The organism is Methanimicrococcus hongohii (genome assembly GCF_032594095.1).
Classification (GTDB): Archaea; Halobacteriota; Methanosarcinia; order Methanosarcinales; family Methanosarcinaceae; genus Methanimicrococcus; species Methanimicrococcus hongohii.
In genome coordinates this window covers 1,914,470-1,930,867 of record NZ_CP131059.1, presented here as the reverse complement: position 1 = coordinate 1,930,867, position 16,398 = coordinate 1,914,470, and the positions used below count along the sequence as shown (strand labels likewise).

General features: G+C 42.7%; 19 protein-coding genes. 9 read left to right on the top strand and 10 right to left on the bottom strand.

Annotated features, from left to right (window positions below; translation table 11 throughout):
* The first annotated feature begins 28 nt into the window (after positions 1 to 28).
* The 7 genes from hemL (at position 29) to MmiHf6_RS08780 (ending at position 5,662) form a co-directional block, all read left to right on the top strand.
* The gene (hemL, locus tag MmiHf6_RS08810; protein WP_316557420.1) at positions 29 to 1,297 is read left to right on the top strand and encodes a glutamate-1-semialdehyde 2,1-aminomutase; all 1,269 of its coding nucleotides are present in this window, start codon (positions 29 to 31) and stop codon (positions 1,295 to 1,297) included.
* 169 nt (positions 1,298 to 1,466) lie between these two features.
* Entirely contained in the window at positions 1,467 to 1,667 is a 201-nt protein-coding gene (locus MmiHf6_RS08805; protein ID WP_316557419.1) for a hypothetical protein, read from the top strand.
* 225 nt (positions 1,668 to 1,892) lie between these two features.
* The gene (gene hemC / locus MmiHf6_RS08800; RefSeq protein ID WP_316557418.1) at positions 1,893 to 2,843 is read left to right on the top strand and encodes a hydroxymethylbilane synthase; all 951 of its coding nucleotides are present in this window, start codon (positions 1,893 to 1,895) and stop codon (positions 2,841 to 2,843) included.
* A gap of 106 nt (positions 2,844 to 2,949) precedes the next feature.
* Positions 2,950 to 3,927, top strand: a complete 978-nt coding sequence (locus tag MmiHf6_RS08795) for a dihydroorotate dehydrogenase (protein WP_316557417.1) — start codon at positions 2,950 to 2,952, stop codon at positions 3,925 to 3,927.
* A 5-nt stretch (positions 3,928 to 3,932) separates the two neighbouring features.
* Entirely contained in the window at positions 3,933 to 4,859 is a 927-nt protein-coding gene (locus tag MmiHf6_RS08790; protein ID WP_316557416.1) for a dihydroorotate dehydrogenase electron transfer subunit, read from the top strand.
* A gap of 264 nt (positions 4,860 to 5,123) precedes the next feature.
* The gene (locus MmiHf6_RS08785; RefSeq protein ID WP_316557415.1) at positions 5,124 to 5,426 is read left to right on the top strand and encodes a hypothetical protein; all 303 of its coding nucleotides are present in this window, start codon (positions 5,124 to 5,126) and stop codon (positions 5,424 to 5,426) included.
* The gene (locus tag MmiHf6_RS08780) at positions 5,360 to 5,662 is read left to right on the top strand and encodes a hypothetical protein (RefSeq protein ID WP_316557414.1); all 303 of its coding nucleotides are present in this window, start codon (positions 5,360 to 5,362) and stop codon (positions 5,660 to 5,662) included. The genes MmiHf6_RS08785 and MmiHf6_RS08780 overlap by 67 nt, the downstream gene beginning before the upstream one ends.
* Positions 5,663 to 5,743: 81 nt before the next feature.
* On the opposite strand, the gene MmiHf6_RS08775 is transcribed toward MmiHf6_RS08780, so the two are convergent.
* The 8 genes from MmiHf6_RS08775 to MmiHf6_RS08740 form a co-directional block, all read right to left on the bottom strand.
* Positions 5,744 to 6,520: an SDR family NAD(P)-dependent oxidoreductase gene (locus MmiHf6_RS08775; RefSeq protein WP_316557413.1), complete on the bottom strand. Its 777-nt coding sequence runs from the start codon at positions 6,518 to 6,520 to the stop codon at positions 5,744 to 5,746.
* A 140-nt stretch (positions 6,521 to 6,660) separates the two neighbouring features.
* Complete coding sequence (locus MmiHf6_RS08770; RefSeq protein WP_316557412.1) at positions 6,661 to 7,545, bottom strand: DUF7714 family protein; 885 nt, start codon at positions 7,543 to 7,545, stop codon at positions 6,661 to 6,663.
* A 370-nt stretch (positions 7,546 to 7,915) separates the two neighbouring features.
* Positions 7,916 to 8,719 (bottom strand): hypothetical protein, encoded by an 804-nt coding sequence (locus MmiHf6_RS08765; protein WP_316557411.1) that lies wholly within the window; start codon positions 8,717 to 8,719, stop codon positions 7,916 to 7,918.
* Between the two features lie 191 nt (positions 8,720 to 8,910).
* Complete coding sequence (locus MmiHf6_RS08760; RefSeq protein WP_316557410.1) at positions 8,911 to 9,552, bottom strand: hypothetical protein; 642 nt, start codon at positions 9,550 to 9,552, stop codon at positions 8,911 to 8,913.
* 576 nt (positions 9,553 to 10,128) lie between these two features.
* Positions 10,129 to 11,346 (bottom strand): TIGR04013 family B12-binding domain/radical SAM domain-containing protein, encoded by a 1,218-nt coding sequence (locus MmiHf6_RS08755; protein ID WP_316557409.1) that lies wholly within the window; start codon positions 11,344 to 11,346, stop codon positions 10,129 to 10,131.
* Positions 11,347 to 11,411: 65 nt separating this feature from the next.
* A complete protein-coding gene (locus tag MmiHf6_RS08750; protein WP_316557408.1) occupies positions 11,412 to 11,816 on the bottom strand; it encodes a DUF126 domain-containing protein in 405 nt (134 codons plus the stop codon).
* Positions 11,816 to 13,003, bottom strand: coding sequence for a phosphomevalonate dehydratase large subunit (locus MmiHf6_RS08745; RefSeq protein WP_316557407.1), 1,188 nt, complete (start codon positions 13,001 to 13,003; stop codon positions 11,816 to 11,818). Before MmiHf6_RS08745 ends, MmiHf6_RS08750 begins: the two co-directional genes overlap by 1 nt.
* A 33-nt stretch (positions 13,004 to 13,036) precedes the next feature.
* On the bottom strand, positions 13,037 to 14,320 hold the full coding sequence (locus tag MmiHf6_RS08740) for an anhydromevalonate phosphate decarboxylase (RefSeq protein ID WP_316557406.1): 1,284 nt from the start codon (positions 14,318 to 14,320) through the stop codon (positions 13,037 to 13,039).
* 416 nt (positions 14,321 to 14,736) lie between these two features.
* On the opposite strand from MmiHf6_RS08740, the gene MmiHf6_RS08735 reads away from it, so the two are divergent.
* Positions 14,737 to 15,045: a hypothetical protein gene (locus tag MmiHf6_RS08735; RefSeq protein WP_316557405.1), complete on the top strand. Its 309-nt coding sequence runs from the start codon at positions 14,737 to 14,739 to the stop codon at positions 15,043 to 15,045.
* Positions 15,046 to 15,176: 131 nt separating this feature from the next.
* On the opposite strand, the gene MmiHf6_RS08730 is transcribed toward MmiHf6_RS08735, so the two are convergent.
* Together MmiHf6_RS08730 and MmiHf6_RS08725 are read right to left on the bottom strand one after the other, a co-directional pair.
* Positions 15,177 to 15,509, bottom strand: a complete 333-nt coding sequence (locus MmiHf6_RS08730; protein ID WP_316557404.1) for a thioredoxin family protein — start codon at positions 15,507 to 15,509, stop codon at positions 15,177 to 15,179.
* A gap of 40 nt (positions 15,510 to 15,549) precedes the next feature.
* Positions 15,550 to 16,077 carry a nitroreductase family protein gene (locus MmiHf6_RS08725; protein ID WP_316557403.1) on the bottom strand — a complete coding sequence of 176 codons (528 nt, stop codon included), beginning with the start codon at positions 16,075 to 16,077 and terminating at the stop codon, positions 15,550 to 15,552.
* Positions 16,078 to 16,213: 136 nt separating this feature from the next.
* On the opposite strand from MmiHf6_RS08725, the gene MmiHf6_RS08720 reads away from it, so the two are divergent.
* Complete coding sequence (locus MmiHf6_RS08720; protein ID WP_316557402.1) at positions 16,214 to 16,357, top strand: hypothetical protein; 144 nt, start codon at positions 16,214 to 16,216, stop codon at positions 16,355 to 16,357.
* Positions 16,358 to 16,398: the final 41 nt, after the last annotated feature.

Sequence of the window (16,398 nt, the reverse complement as noted above, 5' to 3'; positions counted from 1 at the left end):
GATAAAAGTGAAAAAGAAACGGTGAATGATGATGAATTTTGAAAAATCCGAAAAATTATACAACACGGCAAAAACAATGATTCCGGGCGGCGTCAGCAGTCCCGTTCGCGCGATTAAACCGTTTCCATTTTACACTGCTTCCGCAAACGGTTCTAAAATTTATGATGAAGACGGAAATGAGTTCATCGACTACTGCATGGCTTACGGGCCGATGATTTTGGGTCACAATCCGCCGACTGTTAAACAGGCAATCATTGATCAGTTAGATAAAAGCTGGCTTTACGGAACGCCGACCGCCCTTGAAGTTGAAATGGCGAAGCGCATTACAAATTTATATCCGTCCGTTGAAATGATGCGTTTTGTGTCATCAGGATCGGAAGCAACGATGAGCGCGATTCGATTGGCGCGTGGATTTACGAAAAAGAACAAAATCATCAAAATCGAAGGCGGCTTTCACGGCGCGCACGACGCGGTTTTGGTGAAGGCGGGCTCGGGCGCGACAACGCACGGCGAGCCGAATTCTCCGGGAATTCCCGCGGGCGTGACGGAACATACGCTTCAGGTGCCTTACAATGATATTGAAAAGATGGCGGAAGTCATTGAAAAGAACAAAAATGATATGGCCGCCGTTATATTGGAGCCGGTTCTCGGAAATGTCGGTCCGATTTTGCCCGAAGGCGATTATTTAAAAGAACTTCGCGCGCTGACGGCGGAAAATGATGTTTTGCTTATTTTTGATGAAGTTATCACCGGTTTTCGATTGGCGCCGGGCGGTGCGCAGGAATATTTCGGAATTAAACCTGATTTGACGACGCTCGGAAAAATTGCCGGCGGCGGCATGCCGATTGGGATTTTCGGCGGCAGAAAAGATATTATGGAAATGATTTCTCCAAACGGTCCCGTTTATCAGGCGGGAACTTTCAGCGGCAGCCCGTGTTCGATGTCTGCCGGAATTGCCGTTTTGGATTATTTGAAAGAAAATAAAGTTCAGGAAACATTGAACAAACGCGGCGACAATTTCAGAAAAATGCTATCCGATGTTGTCGGCGACAAAAAACCGGATTACTATGTCAGCGGCATTTCTTCGCTCTTTGTGATATTCTTCGGCGAAAAACCGCTGAATTATCAAGACGTTTTGAAATGCGATGCGGCAGGATACATGGAATTTTTCCATAAAATGCTGAATTCAGGCGTGTTTTTACCGCCGTCCCAGTTTGAAACGAATTTCATTTCACTTGCGCATACTGATGACGATTTCAATAAAACGGTCGAAGCGGTTGAGAAAAATATCGTATAAGTTAAATAATTGAAAATAAAAATTCAATGATTTATAAAAAAATCAATTTGTTGAATTTTAAAATGAATTGAATTTTTGTAATTTATCAAAATTTTTTATTTATTAAATTTTTTATTTATTAAATTTTTTAATAAATTATGAGCGTAAAAAATTGAGAGGGGCAAAATGAATGGAACATTTTATCAAATGTCCGTCGTGCCGGGAAGCGGATTTGGAGTTAAGCGCGATTGACAGCAAAAAAATACACAAAATAAATTATCGCTGCAATAATTGCGATAAAGATTTTATTGTTGAATACCGAAATAAGCCGAAAAACATTCTTGACCAATATTGGAAAAAAGCGCTGATTGCCGCGCTGATAACAATTTAGGTCTTTGTATTGGTATGGTTTTTCTTTATCAGATAAATCACCATCTAAATCATTATCTAAATCGCCAATTATAATCGTCAGTTAACATCAATTAAATTATCAGTTAAATCATCAGTTAAATCATCAGTTAACATCAGTTAACATCAGTTAACATCAGTTAATATCAGTTAAATCATCAATTTCACAATTTGAAAACTTATTATTCTAAAACAACGGGAAATAATTATGATTATCGGAACAAGAGGAAGCCGACTCGCATTGGTTCAAACCAGAAAAGTCGCCGCGCTTTTGAAAGAAAAAGGCATTGAAACAGATGAGCAGATCATTAAAACCGACGGCGATCGTTTCACAGACAGGCCGCTTTATCAAGTTTCAACCGGGGTCGGCGCTTTTGTTCGCGAACTGGATGACGCGATGATTGCAGAAGGTATTGAAATTGCCGTTCATTCCATGAAAGATCTGCCGACTGCGCGCCCGCCCGAACTCGTAACGGCAGCAGTTTTGCCGCGCGACTCTCCTTATGATGTGCTTTTGACAAAAGAAGGCTTAACGATTGACAAGCTTCCGAAAAATGCGATTGTCGGCACAAGTTCCATGCGCCGCCGTGCTCAGCTTTTGCGCTACCGCTCCGATTTAGTCATAGAAGAGCTGCGCGGAAACATTGACACGCGCCTTCGCAAATTGGAAGAAGGACAATATGACGGAATCATTTTGGCCGAAGCCGGTTTGGAGCGAATGGGCTGGACGGACATGGTCAGAACGCGGCTTGACATCGACATGTTTACGCCGTCGCCGAATCAGGGAACGGTTGCAGTTGTCGCGCTTGCCGGAACGCCCGCGGTGGAAGCGGTTGCCCTTCTCAATGATGAAATATCCCAAATCGAAACGCGCATTGAAAGAATCGTTGTGACGGATTTGGAAGGCGGCTGCACGACGCCGATCGGCGCTTACGCCAAGTTTGAACCAAACGGCAAAAAGATTCGCGTGCGCGCCGAAGTTTTGTCCTGCGACGGAACGAAAAGCATCAAGGTGGATGAGAAAATTTCGGCGGAAAATTGGGAAGAAGAAGCCGAAAAACTCGGAAAATATTTGGCGGATTCCGGCGGAAAAATGCTTGCAGAAGATGCGATCTGCTACATTCAGGAATTGAAAAACCAAAAGGAAAAGCAGGAATAAATTCAAGATTACAATTTATATCAATTTCAATTTTATATTAATTTCAATTTATATCAGTTTCAATTTATAATCTCAATCAGCACAGGTAAAGGAAAAGGTAAAAATTATGGTTTATTTAGCGGCAGGCGTTCCTCTTAAAAATCCGACAATCCTTGCGGCCGGCATTCTCGGAACAACGGGCGCTTCCATGAGCCGTGTGATTCAAAACGGCGCGGGCGGCGTTGTTACAAAATCAATCGGTCCGGTTCCGGTTTACGGTCACGCGAATCCGTCGATGATTACGCTTGCGGCAAACGGCGGCAAAGGACAAGTTTACGGTTATTTGAATGCGATGGGTCTTCCGAATCCGTCTTTTGATGAATTCCGGCAGGAAATCGAATTCGTCAAATCTAAAGATGACGGAAATATAAACGGACAAAAGAAAGAAAAAATAGAGCAAAAAAAGGAACATGCGCCTGTGATTGCAAGCATTTTCGGCGGCGACGCGGCTGATTTTGTTGCGGTTGCCGAGGGGCTCGCGCCGTCAATGCCTGACGCTTTTGAACTGAATTTGAGCTGCCCGCACGCAAAAGGCTACGGCGCCGACATCGGCAGTCAGCCCTGTCACGTGGAAGAAATCACGGCGGCAGTCAAAAATGCGGTCGACGTTCCCGTTTGGGTGAAGCTGACACCGAATGTCGCCAATATCAAAGACATCGGTCTTGCCGCGCAGGCCGGCGGCGCAGACGCGGTCGTTGCGATCAACACTGTTCGCGGAATGGCAATTGACATTCATTCGGGGTGGCCCGTTCTCGGAAACCGCGCAGGCGGCATGTCCGGCCCCGCCGTCAAACCCGTTGCGGTCAAATGCGTTTATGATTTGCATGAAGCGCTTGAAATTCCGGTTATCGGCGTCGGCGGCATTTCTTGCTGGGAAGATATGGTTGAAATGATGATGGCAGGCGCGTCTGCGGTTCAAATCGGCTCGGCAGTTTATGAGAATGATATGATTTTTGACGACCTTTGGACAGGCGTTCAATTGTTTATGAAAGAAAACGGATTCGCTTTTGACGAGCTTATCGGAATGGCGCACAGGAGAAAGTGAAGAGCATGGCAGATGAAAATACAGACGAAAACATAAACATAAACAAAAACATAAACAAAAACATAAACAAAAACACAAACAAAAACACAAACAAAAAAACAGACCAAAACGATTCCATAAATCCAAATGTCTGCCACTGTTTTCCAGGCGGTTTTCCGTTGAACGCAAAAATTATTGAAATTATTGATGAAACAAACACTGGCAAAAGAACGCTTTTGTTTGACCGTGAATTTGAAAACATTCGACCCGGTAATTTTTGTATGCTTTGGATCCGCGGCGTTGACGAAATTCCGCTCGGCTGCGCTTATCCAAACGGCATCACGTTTCAGGCCGTCGGTCCCGCGACAAATGCGCTTTTGGAGCTGAAAATCGGCGACAGCGTCGGTCTCCGCGGTCCGCTCGGCAACCCGTTTACGCTTCCAAACCCGAGAGAAAATGTGCTGATCATCGCCGGCGGAATCGGTGCCGCGCCGCTTGCGCCGCTTGCCGAAAAATCGAAAGAAAACGGCGCAAATGTGACGATCGTCCTCGGCGCGAGAAGTGAAGCCGATATGATTTTTGAAGAGCGCTTCGGCAAAACCGGAAATGTTCTTCTGACGACCGATGACGGAACGAAAGGCAGAAAAGGATTTGTGACCGACGTTTTGGCGGAACAGGATTTGGATTCATTTGACAAAATTTACGTCTGCGGTCCCGAAATGATGATGAAATTCGTCATGAAGATCTTGATTGAAAAAAACGCTCTCCACAAAGCCGAATTTTCAATGGAACGCTATTTCAAGTGCGGAATCGGTGTTTGCGGCGCTTGCTGCATTGACACGCTCGGCGTTCGCGTCTGCAAAGACGGCCCCGTTTTCAAAGCGGAAATGCTGGCTGATTCAGAATTCGGGAAATATCACCGCGACGCGTCGGGAAAAAGAATCCCGTACTGAATGAGTCGGGCGGCGGCGGGCGCGCGCGAACGGCTTCATTTTCAAATAATTTTTTCAAAATCATTCTGTCATTTTTGTTTTATTTTTAAACTCGCCCCTTCTTTTTTATTTTGTTTTCATCGTGAAACCTAAACATCCAATTTTCAAAAACGGTGAACCTGAACGTCCGATAAAACCCTAATCTTAAATTTTTAGATTTGAAGAAAAGAAGACGTTCCATTTTTGAATAATTTTGATAAAAGACGATGTTTCAATCAAATTCAATTGAATGAAAAGACAAAATACCGCCCCTCAATCGACGAGTTTCCGAAGCGCAGCGGAGGAAAGGAGGAGATTGAGATTCTTTCCCGTACGAAACGAAAAACAAAAAACCTTTTGCGTTTGAATTGGTGCTTCTGTTCCGGCAAAGTCTCGTCTTGCAACTGTCTTTTGCTGCTGCCTGCCCCGGCTGAGCCTGTCAATCTGCAACTGTCTTTTAATGTTGCTGTGTCGGATCAGGTTTGCATTGCAGTCGGGTTTGCGCTGCGGATCAGGTTTGCGCTTCTGCCTGTATCTGCTCTTTTTTAAGAAATCCGTTCGCATTCGCGAACGTGCCGCCGCTACCTTCAGGTTTCTGTTGCCGCTGCTGCCTTCAGGTTTCTGTTGCCGCTGCTGCTTTCAGGTTTCTGTTGCCGCTGCTACCTCCGGGTTTCCGCCCGGCAGCAGCTGCCGCCCGCCGCCGCGCGAACCGCACCAATTTTAAAAACAAAATAAAATGGCAGACCAATTTTAAAAACAAAATAAAACGAAACACCAATTTTTAAAAAAACAAAATAAAACGCAACACCGATTTTAAAAAATAAAATAAAATGAAACCGAACCCCGATTTCATTTATTTTCAAAAATCAATCTTCGCCCTGAACTTTTGCAACAAACTTTCTGACAACGCTTTTCGGAATCAAACGCGTCCCGAATGCCAATAATTTGTTTTGGAAACCCGGAGTCGCAACAACTTTTCCTTTCATCAGCGATTTATAAGCGAATTCGGCGACATCTTTCGGGTCCGCGTTTTTAAAAGATTTGAACAACTTTTCCGTCCCGTCTCCTGCCGCTGCAACAAAACCGGTTGTCGTCGGACCGGGACAAACGGCTGTCACAGTGACGCCGCTGTTTTTCAACTCGGTTGCAATCGCTTCCGAAAAAGAAAGGACGAACGCTTTTGAAGCATAATAAACAGACATGTACGGACCCGGCGCAAAAGCGGCGACGGACGCAATGTTCAGAATTTTACCTTCCTTGCGGTGAATCATCGGCGGCAGGAATCTTTTTGTCATCTGCATGAGCGCAAGAATATTGACTTGAATCATCTCTTCCTGCTTTTCCCAATCCGCGTCGGCAAAACGACCGTAATCGCCGAACCCGGCATTGTTGACCAAAATATCGATTTGAATATCAGCGAGATCGATTTCATTAAAAACAAGATTGATACCGTCGGGTTTTGCCAAATCCGCGGCAATGATGAAAATATGATTGCTGTAAGTTTCTTCCAATTCGTTTTTCAAAACATTTAATTTCTCTTCGCTTCGGGCGGTCAAAACCAAATCATATCCGCGCTGAGCGAATATTTTTGACAGTTCTGAACCGATTCCGCCGGTTGCGCCTGTAATCAATACGGTATCCATTTTTATTTCTCCTTTTGATATTTGCCGCCGCTCGCGCGAGCCGCGCCGATTTTTAAAAATGAATAAAAACACGCCCTCGTTTTTCTTATTTTGATTTTTATATTTTATTTGTTTCGTTTTTGATTTATTCCGTTTTTGATTTATTCCGTTTTTCGAAGTTCAATCGCCAATTTTCGAACGCTTTCGGCAATTTGCCATTCGCCCGCGCCCCAGTGGACAATCACGCCTGTTTGTCCGTTGATTTTGATAATTTTTCCTGAATTTTCCGACTTGCAGCACCGCATGATAAACGGTTTTTCGGGTTTCGTGAGGTCTGATCTCATCGGACACATGTCAACAAAATCATATTTCAAATTCGGATACAATGTTTCAATGATTTGTTTGGACGTGTCGCAGCCGACCAAAAGCCAGCCGGATTCGTTTTCATCCAATTTGTCGGAATCCAAAAACTTTCCTCTCAATCCCGAAGAATGACAAGGATAGATTGTTTTTTCTCCTTGATAAACGGATAAGTCGGCAAGTTTTTCTGAAAAACAAATTTGAAGATCGCCGAAAATATTACTCGCGTTCAGCCGCTTGATGCAATTAAAAAGCCACGGCGGCTCCGGCGGAAATACGTCAACTACTTGAATTTCCAAAATTTCGGAAACATCAGGGTCTTTTACAAATGTCAAATGTTTGTCAAATCCTTTGAAAACAGCTGTTGTCGCCGGTTTGCCGCCGGCATCCGTTCGCTTTTTGTTTTCGATTTGAAGCATTTTGTCTGCTGTTTCAATTAAAAGCGTCCTGTTTTTGATATTCATTTCTTCCGGACACAAAAGAACTTCATCGTCGCCAGCAATCAATGTTGATTCGGCAGGCTCTCTGAGAAAGCCGGCACCTTTGTGTCTGATTTCATACAAATTGTAGCCGACATCCGTTTTTTCAAGAATGTATTCCGATAAAAAATAAATTTTTTGGTTATCGGGAGCGGTTTTTCCCTTTTCCGTCCACCCGATTGTTTTGTATTCGTCCGGAAAAATCATTTCATTTCTTCCATAAATCGTATATAAATACAATCAAAATCGGAATATAAAAACATAATCACGAAAATTTAACAAAAAACAGAAAGAAAGACAAAGCAAAATAAAAGCAAAAATAAAAACAAACAAAAATAAAAACAAGCAAAAATAAAAACAAATACAAAACAAAATACGAAACAAAATACGAAACAAAATACGAAACAAAATACGAAACAAAATACGAAACAAAATACGAAACAAAATACGAAACAAAATACGAAAAATAATAAAATGAAACGGGAAAAATTTCCGTCTCATTTTTGTTGATGTTTATTGATATTTCTTATCGATATTTTATCGATATTTTACCGATTTTTACAAATCGTATTCCCGCTTAATTGTGATGACCGGAACTGTCAACAAGCGTCGGGTCAATGTCTTTCAAAACGTAAGCGGCGTAAATGTATGCGTACGGCTCAAGAATGATGCTGAGAAGCGGAATCGATGTCAAAATAGCGACAAGAATGACGGTAATGACAGTTGAGACCAAATTGCTTTTCGCGTTGTTGAAACTTCTTTTAATGGCGTAAACAATGCCTTCAGACGGTGTCATAATGTAGATGTACAAAGTGAAGAACCAGAAGACGGAAACCAAGATGTAAAGAAGGATACCGACGATTAAGCCGACCCAGTAGTTGAGCATGAAACAAAGTGCAGCGACAATACCGATGATGATCAGAATGACCGCCCACAAAACAGCGTAAGTGATACTTCTGATGTATTCGCGGCCGGAGCTGAATGCGTAGAACAAATCTCTGATTTCAACTTTTTCATTGCGTGTTCCTTTAATGGCCATGTAATACATACCGTAAGTTAACGGAATCATCACTAAAAGACCGATTAAAAAAACGCCCAACGCGCCCAAGAGCGCCATGACGCCGACTGCCTGAATGTCGCCGTTGGCGAGATGATTGAAAGTGACTTCAAATGTGCTGCTCACGGCGTCTAAGTCCAAATTCGTCAAGCTTGCGGCCGATAAATCCGAAATGCCGAAAATTGTAAAAACGCCCGCAAAAACTAAAAGCCAGCTTAATACAAGATTGATCACCATTACAAGAAGTCCCGCAACAATGTAAACAATCCAATTGTCTTTAAAAGCCCCGAAAGCTTTTGACAGTGATTCAGTAACTGTACCCATGATTTTATCTCCAACATATAATTTATTTCGATATAGTATATTTATTTCGATTTAGTACATACTTCATTTATTTCAATATATTTTATTTTATTTAGTTTAATATTAATATATAATTGAGTTGCGAAAAAAAATTCAGAGCCCGAATGAACGGACTCCGAATAGTTCTCGTATAAGTTAAATTTTCAGTCAAATTACTGACCGGATGCGTCAGAAATGCCGGGTGCCAATTCTTTCAATACATAAGCACCGAACAAAGTTGCAATCGGACCTGTGATCAAAACACCGATACCGAACAAAAGACCGCCGATAAATCCGAGGATACCGGAGATAATAATTGCCAGGATGACCAAAATGATATTGGACTTGCCGATTGCCGCACTTTCCTTGATTGCGTAAATGATGTTTTCGGACGGAACCATAACATAGATATAGAACGCAAAGAACAGGAAAATTTCAACAAGAATGACGATCAAGAGGAACACCAAACCGGCAAGAACGCCTGCGGTTGGGCTGACTGCTGTAAGCGCGCCGACAACCACGAATTCAATAATCACAATGATAATCGGAACGAGGGCAATGCCGATCAAACCGATCCAGCTTCTGATGATCACATTGAGTGATTTGAAACCATAGAAAATATCTTTAATTTCAACTTTTTCTCCGCGGACACCTTTCAAAACCATATAGGTCATACCGTAGACCAACGGCGCAATCGTAACAATTAAAATGGATCCGATAGCCATAATCAAGAAACCGACAATGTAAGCAACAATGTTGCTGACAAAAGTGTTCCATGAATTTTTAAGGCCGGATGTAATAACATTAAAATCCATAACAATGACTCCTAAATATTTTTTACAAATATAACTAATGTGTAACAAATTTGTTTTTATCTTTGAATTGGCAATAGAATAACAAGAATAACACAAATCGCGATACCGCTTGAATAAAACTATTACCGATGAATCGACATCTGCCGCAACTCTGAAATGAAATATGACATTTTGAAAAACATTCCGAAATATACAAAAACATTTGCAGTAAGCAGTGACGATTAGGGGAAACACCTGAACGGTATATTTCCGCCTCACAACTATTATATTGGTGTTCTTATATATATTTTATCTATATTGCGTAAAAATATAATTTGTAAGTAAATTTGTAAGTAAATTTGTAAGTAAATTTGTAAGTAAATTTGTAAGTAAATTTGTAAGTAAATTTGTAAGTATCTGCAAGTAAATTTGTAAGTAAATCTGCAAGTAGATTTGAAAGTAAATTTGAAAGTAAATCTACGTTAAATTAGTAATTTGCAGTAAATCCACAAACATAAATTAACAAAAAAATTACATTTTCGAATCAAATTAAATTATAATTTCGAATCAAATTAAATTACAATTTTAAATGTCCGATTATAAGTGCAAATTTTCCCAAGTTCCTTTCAATTTGCCCCCGAGCGCCAATTTCCCGAGCTTTTTCGAAATTTCCGGATGAACCTCTGCCGGGACAATATTTTCATAAGCCGTTGACGGAAGCGGCGTTAAATAATGCGCGCGCACTTCGCCGCCTTTTTTGCAGAGCCAATCAATCATTTCCAAAGACTGCTGCTGATCCGCTTCCTTTTCACTCGGGAATCCGATGATAAAATCAACGATCGGCGTGATGTCATTTGTAAAACAAAGTCCCGCCGCGGCGTAAACATCTTCGGCAGAATGACCGCGGCCGATTTCTTTTAAAACCGAATCGCTTCCCGATTGAGCGCCGATACTGAGCGAATCATTGGAACAATACGTTTTGATCAAATCGATCATTTCTTCCGTTACGAATTCCGGACGCACTTCAGACGGAAAAGTGCCGAAAAAGATTCTTTTGTTTTCCAATTCCGATAAAGATGAAAGCAACTCTTTCACTATTTCGGGCTTGGGCGTCACTCCGTTTCCGCCGTAAGCAAACGCGTTTGAAGAAATAAAACGCAAATCATCGTAATAAGCCGCGTATTTGACGATTTCTGAAACACTTCGATGACGCATTTTGTGCCCGAAAATCTGCGGCGTTTGACAAAATTTGCAGCGATGCGGACAGCCGCGGGAAATCTCGAGCGGGCGCCAAATGTTATCGGGCGAAAAACAGGGATAACAATCTAACGAAACAGGATTCCGCTTTTGAGTCACAACCGTATTTCCGAATTCGTTTTTAAATGCGATTCCCGAAATATTTTCAAAACCGGATTTCAGCGGCTTTTTGTTTCGATAATTGAACTGAATTTGAGAAATCAAAGCGGGAAGCGTTTCTTCGCCTTCGCCGATGACAACGGCGTCAAAATATTCAAGCGTTTCAGCAGACGCGCCCGACGGATGCGGACCGCCGGCAATTAAAAAAGCGGAAAGATTGGAAGCTCGTATTTGTTTGACTTCTTCAAAAACCTCTTCTTTTTGATTCGTAAAAAAGCTGTAAAGAAGAATACCGGAAGCAGGCGCTTTAACAAAATCAAATTCGATATCAATCCCGGATTGATTTGAAGATTGATTTGAAGATTGGTTTGAAAGAACCGGAATCAGCGCGGAATAACTGTAAGTATTCTTTTTGAAATATCGAAAATGAACGGGAAGACTGCTTTCGTTTTGATTCATTTTCAATACCTCAATTTCTAAAAAATAAAAAACAAATTAGAAAATTAAAACTTTTTAAATTGAAATTACAAAATTTCAATAAAACCTTCCGCGCTGTCAACCGTCACTTCATCGCCGTCTTTTAAAATGTCATACGGATTCGTCTCTAATTTGTCAATCAGCGGAATTTCCGAAATGATTGCGCCGACCGCGACAATCGGTTCGCACTCCAAATTAATGATTGCCGCTGGAGCTGTTCCGTTCTTTTTGAGCTGATAAATGACGTAAGAGCCGACGGTAGATCCTTTTCCCTGAGGAAAAACAAGAACGGTTCCTTTGATGGATTTGCCGTAAAGCTCATGATTCGGGTCAACAACTTCGCCGGTTTCGGGATTCACGTTTCCCAAAAAAGAAATCGGATCTTTCGTCATGAGAACTTTTCCGGCAGCGCAGCCGCGCGCAATTGTCCGGCCTTTGATGATTTGACTCATTAAATCTCCCCCGTCGCGTCTTTAACGCATCTTTCAACCGTTCCGTATGTCGCTTTTAAGCCGCACATGCTCGGAACATAAGCGAACGCTTTGCCTGAATTGACCATCATGCAGTGATAAGAATTCGCCGCGGGAGAGACGACCATGCACGTGTCGCAGACGACTTTTGCGCCGCTTTTTTCGATTCTTGAAACAAGATTTTTGTTCTGCTCGGCCACTTCTCTTGAAGTGAAAATCCAAAACTCTTTGACAACGGTTTTGCCTTCCAAAAGCGCCGCGATTTTTTCAAGTTCCGCTTTGGAACAATGCGGGCAGCCGATCGTGACAATATCATTGTTTAATGCAGGATTATCGGCGGATTCGTAAACAGCGTCAATGTCTTTTTTCTCAATCGTAATGATTTCCGACGGCTTTTCGTAAATGAATTCTTTGTCCGTAATTTCAGGCGTGACGCCGTCGATATGATAAAGCGCGACCGCGCCCGATGCCGCCATTGCCGCGCCGAGCATTTTCATTTCGTCTTTGGATGGAACGGATTTCAGATTAAAAAGCGGAATTTTGCTTCCGACGAGTTTTCCCGCGACATAGCCGAGCGCGCCGTAATCGGATTCGTTTGTTTCAAAATCGACATGAATTTCAAGATTCGGCTTTCGGTTTTCAACTTTGTGATAGCCGTAATCGGGTGTTTTTCCGATAAGCGCTGCTGCAAGCGCTGACGGTCCGCCTTCACGGTTGGTGCGCGCGCCGAGAACGGAATTGGAATAAGAGATAGCGGAAGACTCGCCCCACGCCAAATGATCTTTGTATTTGACGTCAAATCCGTTCAAATAATAAGGCGTACAAGTGCATTTCGGCTCGATTCCGAGGCTTCCGAACGCGTTGATGATTTCGATTTGTTTGGCGGCGAATTTCGGGTCGATTCCGAGACGCTCCCAATTGTTCATGTCCATTCCCGCAGGATTGAGAACGGTCGGCACTTTGACGGTTCCTTTTAAGTCGGAAATCCATTCAATGCCGGCATCGCCGATTGTTTTGTAAGAAACGCCCGAGACTTGAGCGCTTTTGATCGGGATGAGCGCGTCCGCGCCGTAAATATCGCCGAGCGCGACGAGAATTTCAATCATTTTGCGAAGCGTTTCGCCGTCGTCTCCGCGAAGTGTTTTTTCTTCTTCTTTTGTCAGATACATTTTGTCGCCTCTCTTCAACTTTGAATGCATCGTTTATTTTTTCAAAACGGGAAACTTCGCGCGTTCAAAATCTTCTTTGTTCGCAAGCACTTTTGTCGCGTCGACGCCGACTTTTGAAGTCGTTCCGTCGGGTGCGCCGCGCGGGTCAAGCGAGCTGCCGCGAACGTTTGTCACAATCATGACATCCATGTCGCCTTTGACGCGCGTCGCAATCGCAAATTCGACGTCGTCCGGATTGAAAATGTCGATGTCTTCGTCCACGACAACGACGTGTTTTAAGCTGGTGTGCGCTGCAAACGCTGCCATGATCGCGTTTTTTGCGTCGCCTTCCGTCTGTTTTTTGATTTGAACAACAGCGTGAAGATAACAGCAGCCGCCTTCCGTCAAAACGACATTGGAAACGGTTGTCACTTCGCTGACCGCTTTGTAAATTTTCGGCTCGTACGGAACGCCCATCATGAGCAAATGTTCGGCACCGGCCGGCAGAATGCCGTGATAGATCGGATCTTTTCGATGGTAAATTTTTGTAATTTTGATAACGGGCTCGGGACGAACGTGGTCGTATGTTCCCGTGATGTCAACAAACGGTCCTTCCGGCACGCGTTCCTGCGGGTCGAGGTAGCCTTCGAGAACGTATTCCGCGTGCGGCACTTGGATGCCGTTGCTGCATTCGAAAAGTTCAACCGGCGCGCCGCGCAGCGCTGCCGCGTATTCGAATTCCTGTGACAGCGGAACGCGTGTCGTGCTCGCGTAAGTGATAACAGGATCGGCACCGATAACAATTGCAACCGGCAGTTTTTCGCCTTTTTCGGATGCGTTTTTGTGAATCACATAAGTATGGCGCGGCGGAACGAGGCGGGCCGCAAGCGTATTTTTGTCAACGACCATAAGTCTGTGAATGGAAGCGTTCTTTTCGCCTTCATATTCGGAAACGACAATGCCTGCCGTGATATAACCAACGCCCCCGTCTTTTTCAAAGTGTTTCATGATCGGCAATTTGGATAAATCAACGTCGTCGCCTTCCAAAATGACTTCTTTTGTCGGCGACTCTTTAACGACGACAACTTCGCCGCAGGGCGTAATGTCGGCAAGTCTTGAAATGATTTCTTCTTTGGAAACGCCGAGCATGGCGCCGAGTTCTTCTCGAGAACCGAGAAGATTCATGATTGCTTGGGAGCCGTCAACATTTTTAAAAAAGATCGGTCCTTTGTTTTCGTGCGCTAAAATCGGCGCTTCATACTCTTTTGAAACGGGGCGGTCGATTTCGGTCAAGCGCCCGTTTTTTCTTAAGTCTTCAATAAAATCGCGGAAACTCATAGTATCTGCGTTTGAAAAAGGTGTATGTCAATAAATAGGTTATTTCCGTTTTGTTCTTTCAAGAGGGATTTTTTAGTCGTGAAAAACTTGAAACGTTTGTAATGCGGCGCGGGCTCGCGCGAAGTGCATCATTTTTAATAAATTTTTCAAACCCGAGATTCGTTTTTTATTTTGTTTTCAACTTCATTCCCATTTTATTTCGATTTTCGGGATGAAACCCAAACATCCAATTTTCAAAATCGGTGAACCTGAACGCCCGATAAACCCTAAATAAATGTTTAGATTTCGATAAAAAAAGGCGTTCCGTTTTTGAATAATTATAATGAAAGACGATGTTTCAATTCTTTTTCAAATTTGATTGAAAAGACAATGTACCGACCCCGCAAGTTGAAATTCCCGTAGCGCAGCGAAGGGAATTGAGACTTGGCGGATTCTTTCCATACAAAACAAAAAATCAAAAACCGCTGAGTTTACGATTTTATTTTTCTGTTTCAGCTTGTTCCTTCTTACGCCTGTCTTTTACGGTTGCGGTTCCTGCCGTGACTGCCAATCTGCAACTGTTTTTTGCTGCTTCAGCCCCTGCAAAGCGGAACAATCTGCAACTGTCTTTTAATGTTGCCGCTGCCAATCAGGTTTCCGCCCGGCAGCCGCCAGCCGCCAGCCGCCCCGCTCCCGACAGACAGCCGCCCCGCGCGAGCCGCTCCATTCTTCAAAAAATAAAATGAAACATAGACCGGCGATTTTGAAAAACAAATCAAAAACAAATCTGAAATTTTGGAAAAATTGAAGCAAAAACAAAACCGCGTTTTTGAAAAATAAAATAAAAAGAAAAGAAAAGAAAAAATAAACGGAGAAATTACAATTCTCCGCTTGCCAAATCTTTCGCGATTTGCTCTAATTGTTCGGCATTTAAAACGTCATTATCTTCGTTGAGCAGATTTCCGTCTTTAAAAAACTTAAATCCGGGCGCTGCAACGATTCCGTATCTTTTGGTGATGTCCAAAAAATCCATCGCATTAATGCGGACAAACGAAACTTTGTCGCCGTATTTTTTGTCAAGATCGGCAAAAACCGGCTTCATTCTTTCACAGTGCGGACACGTTTCCATATAAAACATCGTCATCACAGGCTTTTCTTTATTTGAAATGAGTTCATCCCAAGTTTTGTCCGTTGCTTCCGTAATTGTCATAAATGATTCCTCTTTTTTTGTGTTTCTATGTTTTCAAAAATCAGCGAAGAATGGTTGTTTCAAATTTGTTTTTCAATTCCTTAGAAACTGCCGGTTCATCAGAATAACCGAGCGCCATTGTCGCAAGCGGTTTAAATCCGGACGGGATTTTTAATTTTGAAACCAAGAGCGGGTCAGTAAATGCAAAGACCGGCAGCAGCATAAAAATACTTCCGACACCGATATCAGTTGCCGCAATCATCATATTTTCAAGAATGCAGCCTGTATTAAAATCGCCGATCGTCGGCATTCTTTCATTCGGCTTGGATGAAACGACCACCAAAGTCGGCGCGCCGTAAATCGGGTCGGGGGCATTCATTTCAGGAACAGCCGCTTTGACGGCAGAAGAAATTTTCTTCAATATTTCAGGATTTTGAACAACAGTTACATGAATGGAAGCGTAATCGCCCATGCCGACCGGCGCAATGCCGCCTGCTGCGAGGATGGTTTCCAATTCCGTGTCTTTGATCTGTTCTTTTTTATATTTGCGAACTGCTTTTCGATATTTGAGTGCATCTAATGTTTCCATTTTTGAATCTCCTTTTGTTGTTTTGAAATTAAAGATTTATAAGAAATGTAGAATATACAATTGAATTTAAAACGAACGTAACAAAGAATAGAAGAATTTTATATTTATGAACCTATGCATTCAAAAAAGAACGGATATGAAATTTATCATTCATCACAACGATTTATCATTTCATTTCATCTCCGTGAATTATGTTTATATAAGAAGGGAGATTTACACATACAATCATTACAGATTTGACGCAGCCGGCACATTCGAAGGCGGCAGAAGCGTCATGTGACAAATATTGTAAGATATTGTCGCAGGGAAAAACGAACAATA